The sequence below is a fragment of the Sphingomonas sp. Leaf38 genome (assembly GCF_001421825.1).
Classification (GTDB): domain Bacteria; phylum Pseudomonadota; class Alphaproteobacteria; order Sphingomonadales; family Sphingomonadaceae; genus Sphingomonas.
Genome location: NZ_LMLD01000011.1, coordinates 530,018 through 538,070, shown reverse-complemented (window position 1 = coordinate 538,070; position 8,053 = coordinate 530,018). Strand labels below are relative to the sequence as shown.

Sequence of the window (8,053 nt, the reverse complement as noted above, 5' to 3'; positions counted from 1 at the left end):
CTACGGTTGAGATCACGAGCGCGGCGACGGGTTCGCGTTCGACCGCAACCACCGACGGGTCGGGCACGTTCAACGTCAACGGTCTTCGCCCCGGCGGCCCCTACACCGTTTCCGTCGCTGCGGCCGGCTATGGCAGCAAGCAGGTGACCGACGTCAACATCACCGTCGCGCAGGCATTCGACCTCCCCGTCGAGCTGGCTACCGATGTCGCCGGCGGCGCTGACGAGATCGTCGTGACCGCCGCGAGCCTGCCCAATGCGCGGTCGATCTCGCAGGGGCCGACGACCGTCCTCAATGCCCGCGAGATCGCCAATATCGCCACGGTCAACCGCGACATCCGCGATCTCGAGCGCCGCGATCCGTTCGCCCGTCTCGACGACAGCCCCTCGGGCGGCCGTTCGGTTTCGTTCGCCGGCCAGAACGCGCGCTACAACCGCTTCACCGTCGATGGCGTGTCGGTCAGCGACAATTTCGGTCTCAACAGCGATGGCCTGCCGAGCCGCCGCTCGCCGATCCCGCTCGATGCGATCGGCCAGTTCCAGGCGCAGGTTGCGCCTTATGACGTCCGCCAGGGCAATTTCCAGGGCGGCGCGATCAATATCGTGTTGAAGTCGGGCACCAACGACTTCCACGGCACCGGCTTCTATTCGCAGTCGCGCGACGAGTTCGTCGGCAAGCGCACCAAGGACCTGCGCGTCAGCGTCCCCAACTTCAAGACCGAGAATTACGGCGCAGAGCTGTCCGGCCCGATCATCAAGGACAAGCTGTTCTTCATGGTCGCCGGCGAGCGCCTGCGCGGCGGACGCCCGATCGCCGAGGGTCCGACGGACAACAACGCCGGCACCAGCATTCCGGGCATCACCCAGTCGCAGGTCGACCAGATCAGCGCCATCGCCAACTCGGTCTATGGCTACAACACCGGCGGCGTGCTGCGTAACCTCGGCGACAAGGACGACCGCGTCGTCGCCAAGATCGATGCGAACATCACCGACAGGCAGCGTCTGTCGCTGACCTACACCTACGCGAACGACGCGATCAATTTGCTGCAGAACACCTTCCCGACGGCGCCGACCGGGCTTGGCTTGGCGTCCAACGCCTATGTTCAGGGCAACCGCCTGCACACCGGCGTCGCGCAGCTGAACTCGGAATGGTCGGACAGCTTCTCGACCGAAGTCCGCGGCTTCTACAAAAACTACAAGCGTATCCAGGATCCGTTGCTCGGCCGCGGCTTCGCGCAGTTCCGCGTCTGCACCAACCCTACGGCCACGGTTGCGGCGGCAGGGCTGACCGTCTCGCCGACCGCTTGCGAGAACAACGCCGGGACCGTGTCGTTCGGTCCGGACAGCTCGCGCCAGACCAACGAACTGCGTACCGAGACCTGGGGTGGCCTGGTCCAGGCACGTCTGACCATGAACGACCATGACGTCCGCGTCTTCACCGAGGTCTCGAGCGTCTCGATCTTCAACTCGTTCCTGCAGAACAGCGCAGGCAGCTATTACTTCGACTCGATCGCCGACCTGCAGAACCGCAATGCGGGGTCGTTTGCGTACGGCAACGCGATCGTGGGCAATAACGGGCTGTCGGCACTCGATCCCAACGCCGCCGCGGCGCAGTTCGGCTACCAGAGCTACACGTTCGGCGTGATGGACTCGTGGAAGGTGACGCCGACGCTGAACGTCAGCTTCGGCGCACGCTACGACCTGTATGCGATGGACGACAATCCGCCGCTCAGCTCCGCCTTCGCCGGCCGCTATGCGAACGGCGCGATCGTCAACGGCCAGCGCATCAACATCAACAACAACAGCGCGAACATCTCCGGGTTCGGCCTGTTCCAGCCGCGTGCCGGGTTCGACTGGAAGCCTGCACAGCGCGTCAGCATCCGCGGCGGCGGCGGCGTCTTCGGCGGCGGCACCCCCGACGTCTATGTATCGAACAGCTTCTCGAACACGGGCGTCCTGACCAATTCGTTTAGTGTCAGCCGCACCCTGACCGGGTTCAACGGCTTCCCGGCCGGCACCCCGGCTGCGACGCAGGCGGCAACTGCCGCAGCGCTGTTGACCGGCGTCACCGGGACGTCGGTGCCGACCGCGGCCAACACGTTCCTGACCAGCGGTTCGGCGCCGGCCAACGCGACGGTCAATGCACTCGACCCGAACTTCAAGATCCCGTCGCAGTGGCGCGCCACGCTGACGGGCGAGTACACCGCGAACCTCGGCCCGCTCGGCGACGATTGGGTGTTCGGTGCCGACCTTCTCTACTCGAAGGTTCGCGATCAGGTGTATTTCACCGACATCCGTTCGGTGCCGATCGCCGGTTCGCTGACCCCAGACGGCCGCCAGCGCTACCAGAACCTGATCGATGGCGGTGCGACCAGCACCAATACCAACACCGACATCCTGCTGACCAACACCAACAAGGGCCGCGCGTACATCGCCGTCGCACGTCTCGAAAAGGCATGGGATTCGGGGCTGAGCATCAACGGCAGCTTCACCTATCAGGACGTCAAGGACGCCGCGCCGGCAACGTCGTCGACCGCAGGGTCGAACTATTCCAACGGTGCGTTCGTCGATCCGAACAACGTCGCCTATGGCATCTCGAACGACCAGGTTAAGTACTTCTTCAAGTACGGCGTGAATTACGATCACGCCTTCTTCGGGGACTATAAGACCACGTTCGCGCTGTTCGGCGAATCGCGTATCGGCCACCCGTTCAGCTACACGTTCCAGGACTTCGGCAATAACGGCAGCGGCCGCGCATCAGTGTTCGGCACCACGGGCGTCAGCTCGAACTCCGGCACAGGCGGCAACCGCTATCTGATGTACGTACCGACGCTCGACGACGCGAAGGTCTCGTACAGCAGCGCGGCGGTCCGCGATGCGGTCAACGCGTTCATCGACTCGTCGGGGCTGGGCAAGTATCGCGGCAAGACGGCGCCGCGCAACGGCTTCAACTCGAAGTGGTTCACGCGTCTCGACCTTCACGTCGCGCAGGAAATACCGACTTTCGTCGGCGGCTCGCGTGTCACGCTGTTCGCGGACATCGAGAACTTCACGAACTTCCTGAACAAGAACTGGGGCCAGCAGCGCGAATACGTGTTCCCGTACAACACCCCGGTGGTCCGCGTGCAGTGCTTGCAGGCCGTGGTACCGACCGGCATCGCACCCGGCTCCGCCAATCCTGCCGGTGGCAACTATGGCGCAGTGGCGACCAACGCCGGACAGGCCTGCGCACAATATCGCTACTCGCCGGTCGGCGGCAGCGCGACGTTCTCGCCGCAGCCTGACCAGGTGTATGTGAACCAGTCGCTCTACTCGATCCGTATCGGCGCACGCTTTACCTTCTAAGCGGCGTCCGGCCCGATCGGTCGAACAAGGCCGCCGTTCCTTTCAGGGGAGCGGCGGCCTTTTTCGTGCAGCGCGCGAGTCGGGTACCGGGTGTCGGCTATGCTTTCGCTGCGATGCTCGGTTAGGCTTGGGCCAGATGGCCTGTTTTGGATGCGGAGGGGGCATTTGCGGCCGCGCGGGCGCGACGCTCGGTCCAGACCGCCCACTGCCATGCCGCGACGACCGCTACGGCCAGCGTCACGAGACGAATGGCCGCCAGCGCCACACTCGACCTTCCCTCGCCGACCATCTCGCCCGCCCGGATCAGCGGCAGGTGCAGCGCGTAGAGCGGATAGGAGATCGCCCCCAGACGCCCGGCCACCTGCGTGAGCGCAGGCGACAGAGTGGCATGTGCGGTCAGCCAGACCAGTGGCGGAAAGACGAGCGTCACGATCACCGGATCGAAATAGCGCAGGCTCCCGATCGAGCTCGCACCCAGCCACAGCACCAGTGGCAAGGCGACCAGCGACACGGTTGAAAGCCATCGGCCAGCCAGCGACCGGCGCTCCGGAGCAGCAAGGCTGGACGCGCCAACAGCGCGGGATTGCCACCACCGGCCGAGAACTATGCCGCAGAGATACGAGAAGGCGACCCGCACGAACCCCGCATACCAGGTGTGCCCGACATCACCGATCGCCAGACTGTGCTCGCGGTATACCAGCAGAAAGAGCCCGGCGGCCGTCGGCAGCAATAACGCGGCGCAGACGCGCGTGGTCAGTCGGTACAGCAAAGTCGCATGTACTGCATTGGCGACGAACTCGACCAGCAGCGACCATTGCACGCCGTTCAGCGGGAACACCGGAAACCGGCCCGCGAACACCGGCATGAAACAGAGCTGCACGAGCGTCTGCACCGCCAGCGCGGTGATCGGCACGCCGTCCAGCCCGGACACCGCCGCCCCCAGCACGATCCCCATCGCCATCGTCGGCCATAGACGCCGGATCCGCAGCGCCAGGAACGTCCTCGCGCGCAGCCCCTCACGCATCGCGCCCTCGTAACGGATCGCCAGGACGAAACCGCTCAGCAGGAAGAAAAAATCAACGGCGATATAGCCGTGCGCCCAGAATCCGGCCAACCCGTAGAAGAATTCCGCATGGTGAAGCATGACGAAGACCGCGGCTACACCCCGCAACAGGTCCAGCCCGACCCGGTGCCCGCCCGCGACAGAGGATGCCGCAGACGATCGCAGCGGCGCGGTTTCGGTGGTGGTAGGTATCGGATGCATCATCCTGACATAGCCCGCACCATGTTAAGATCGGACGAACCACACCTGTTTTGCGCATGCCTTGCGCCACGTGTAAGAGCGCAGGCCGATGGCTATCTCTCCTGCCCCGCCCCCCGGCTCCTCCGCCCTCAATTCGGCTCGGCGCCTGCCTTTCACCGCGCGGCCGTTCTTCGAGAACAAGGCGCGGGCGTTCTGGATCCTGCAGGCGGTCGGCTGGAGTGGCTATCTGTTGCTCCGCGGCGTCGTGTCGATCTCGAACGGGCTGTCGCTCGACGGGGTGATCCCGGTGATCGTCGAGGCGATCGTCGGCTATTGCATCACGCTGCTGCTCTCGACGATGTACGGTCAGTATCGGCGGATGAACCGGCTGGTCGGGATCTTCCTGACGATCGCGACGCTGGCCGCGGCCACGTTCCTGTACGCGGTGCTCGATGCGTTCACCTTCTCGTTCATCGCGACGTCGACGCCGGGGGTGACGCTCACCCGGCTGCTGGGATCGGTGTACGTGACCTTCACCGTGCTGTTCGGCTGGTCGGCGCTGTATTTCGGGATCAACTTCTACCTGATCGTCGAGCAGCAGATCGACCAGATGGAGCATCTGGAGAACCAGGCGTCGTCGGCGCAGCTGGCGATGCTGCGCTATCAGCTCAACCCGCATTTTCTGTTCAACACGCTGAACTCGATCTCGACGCTGGTGCTGCTCAAGCAGACCGAGCGGGCGAACGCGATGCTCAGCCGGTTGTCGTCGTTCCTGCGCTATACGCTGGCGAACGAGCCGACCGCGCACGTCACCGTCGCGCAGGAAGTCGATCAGCTGAAGCTGTATCTCGAGATCGAGAAGATGCGCTTCGAAGACCGGATGCGCCCCAAATTCGACATCGATCCGCGCGCCGAACGGGCTCGCCTGCCGTCGCTGCTGCTGCAGCCGCTGGTCGAGAATGCGATCAAATATGCCGTCACGCCGCAGGAAGAAGGCGCCGATATCTGCGTCGAAGTGCGGCTCGCCGGGGAACGCGTGCAGATCGCCGTATCCGATACCGGTCCGGGCTTGATCGAGGGCCGGATCGGGTCAAGCCATTCGACAGGCGTGGGGCTCGCTAATATTAGAGACAGGTTGGTGCAGGCATATGGCCCCGACCACCGTTTCGAAACCCGCTCCACGCCCGCTGGCGGCTTCTCGGTCGAGATCGAGATTCCGTATCAGCTTGAAGACGTGAACAGAGAGGCCGCATGACCATCCGTACCATTCTCGTCGACGACGAACCGCTGGCGATCCAGGGGCTCGAGCTCCGCCTTCAGGCGCATGAAGACGTCGAGATCATCGAAAAATGCTCGAACGGCCGCGAGGCGATTCGTGCGATCAAGACGCACAAGCCCGACCTCGTCTTCCTCGATATCCAGATGCCGGGGTTCGACGGCTTCTCCGTCGTGCAGGGTTTGATGGAGGTCGAACCGCCTTTGTTCGTGTTCGTCACCGCCTATTCGGATCACGCCTTGCGCGCGTTCGAGGCGCAGGCGGTCGATTACCTGATGAAGCCGGTCGAGGAATCGCGGCTCGCCGACACGATCGAGCGCGTGCGCCAGCGCCTGAGCGAAAAGCGCGGCGTCGAGGAAGTCGACCGGTTGCGCGAAGTGCTCGCCGACGTGGCGCCGGATGCGGCGGCCGACATGCCGGACGGCGACGCGGTATCGGCCAACCGGTTCGAGAAGCTCATCAACATCAAGGATCGCGGCCAGATCTTCCGCGTCGACGTCGACACGATCGAGCGGATCGATGCGGCCGGCGATTACATGTGCATCTATACCGGCGACAACACGCTGATCCTGCGCGAGACGATGAAGGACCTGGAGAAGCGGCTCGACCCGCGCCGGTTCCAGCGCGTGCATCGCTCGACGATCGTCAACCTGGACCTGGTGAAGCAGGTGAAGCCGCATACGAATGGTGAGTGCTTCCTGGTGCTCAACTCGGGTGCGAGCGTGAAGGTGTCGCGGTCGTATCGCGACGTGGTGGCGCGGTTCGTCCACTGAGGCTTGCGGCCGAGCGCGTGCCGCTGCCCCCCGTCCCGTCATCTTGACGAGAGTCAGGATGACGGGACGGGGGGGATCGGGCTGAGTTTCGGGAGGGCACCCTACCCAGTCCGTCCTTGCCGATCGAGGTCCCGACTTTCGTCGGGATGACGGGGGATGTGCTCTCCTCCGGGGGCGCCCTCGTTAACCAGTCCCTAAACCCGCGCGCGTAGAGCGGGCGGATGAAGATGTCGGGTTTCGGCCTTTATCCGCATGCGCTGATCAGCCTGCCCGCGTTGGTGATGGCGACGTCGTGCGTGCCGGCGGACCGGCCCGCGGCGATCGCGCGTGTCCAGCCCGAGCGCAACGCGCGCGCGTTGCTGGGGCGGATGGCATTGCATGTGCCCGACGACATCTCGGCGAGGATCGCGACGACGGCGCCCGATGCACCGCTCGCCGCCGCAGCCGCGTTCGTGGCCCCGCCCTTCCTCACGGCGCGCTCCGGCGACGATGCGGGTCGGGCGGCCGACTGCCTGACCGCGGCGGTCTATTACGAAGCGCGATCGCAGTCGGAAGAGGGCCAGCGCGCCGTTGCGCAGGTCGTGCTCAACCGCGTGCGCGACCGAGCCTTTCCGAACAGCGTGTGCGGCGTCGTCTATCAGGGTGCGGAGCGGCGGACGGGGTGCCAGTTCAGCTTCACCTGTGACGGGTCGATGGCGCGGGCGCGCGAACCGGGCGCCTGGGAGCGCGCGCGGGGGGTCGCGACGGCGGCACTTGGCGGGAGCGTGTACGCGCCGGTCGGGGCGGCGACGTCGTTTCATACCACGAGCATCCTGCCATGGTGGGCCTCCAGTCTCGCGCGGATCACGACGGTCGGGGCGCATGTCTTCTATCGCTGGCAGGGCGCGCTGGAGCGGGCGCTGACGTTTCGGCAGGCCTATGCCGGGGTGGAGCCGGCGTGGCGCGGTGGTGGGAGTACCAACGGTAGCGGCGTGACGGCGGTTGCGGCGCAGATTGCCGGGGTTTCGGTGCATTACGGCAATCGGGACGACGTCTCGGACGTGGATGCGGTCGCAAGCGTGGCCGCGGCGCCGGCGGATGCGGTGCACGGCGTGACGGTTCACCGGGGGGTGACCCGCTCGGTGTCGACGATGGCAAGCGCGAGGGACGTGCAGACCCGGTTGGTGTCGGGCGTTCGGGTTCATGTCGGCGGGCGGGCGTCTCCGACGCTTGGCGGTGGCGAGGGTTTGGACGCGGTCGTCTCGGACGAAAGCTAGCCTCTCCAAAAGCCGCCCCCCCGGCGAAGGCCGGGGCCCAATTGGGAAACGTCACTAACGGCGGGCGGTGCTCCGTTACGACGACCTCTCCATTTGGGCCCCGGCCTTCGCCGGGGTGGTGCTCGGAGGCTGGGTCAGTGACCTGATCCTCCCCCGCTAGG

Annotated in this window: 5 protein-coding genes; 4 read left to right on the top strand and 1 reads right to left on the bottom strand. The window is 65.4% G+C overall.

The features are described from left to right. On the top strand, positions 1-3,344 hold a 3,344-nt coding region (locus tag ASE88_RS09875), incomplete at its 5' end, for a TonB-dependent receptor (RefSeq protein ID WP_056477833.1). Positions 3,345-3,465: 121 nt separating this feature from the next. Here ASE88_RS09875 and ASE88_RS09870 read toward each other — a convergent pair. Then, on the bottom strand, positions 3,466-4,608 hold the full coding sequence (locus ASE88_RS09870; protein WP_162233413.1) for an acyltransferase family protein: 1,143 nt from the start codon (positions 4,606-4,608) through the stop codon (positions 3,466-3,468). An 88-nt stretch (positions 4,609-4,696) separates the two neighbouring features. On the opposite strand from ASE88_RS09870, the gene ASE88_RS09865 reads away from it, so the two are divergent. The 3 genes from ASE88_RS09865 to ASE88_RS09855 all read left to right on the top strand — a co-directional run bounded on the left by ASE88_RS09865 (position 4,697) and on the right by ASE88_RS09855 (position 7,892). Next, positions 4,697-5,842: a sensor histidine kinase gene (locus tag ASE88_RS09865; protein ID WP_082466459.1), complete on the top strand. Its 1,146-nt coding sequence runs from the start codon at positions 4,697-4,699 to the stop codon at positions 5,840-5,842. Then, on the top strand, positions 5,839-6,636 hold the full coding sequence (locus ASE88_RS09860; RefSeq protein ID WP_031393111.1) for a LytR/AlgR family response regulator transcription factor: 798 nt from the start codon (positions 5,839-5,841) through the stop codon (positions 6,634-6,636). Before ASE88_RS09865 ends, ASE88_RS09860 begins: the two co-directional genes overlap by 4 nt. A gap of 221 nt (positions 6,637-6,857) precedes the next feature. After that, positions 6,858-7,892, top strand: coding sequence for a cell wall hydrolase (locus ASE88_RS09855; protein ID WP_200910199.1), 1,035 nt, complete (start codon positions 6,858-6,860; stop codon positions 7,890-7,892). Positions 7,893-8,053: the final 161 nt, after the last annotated feature.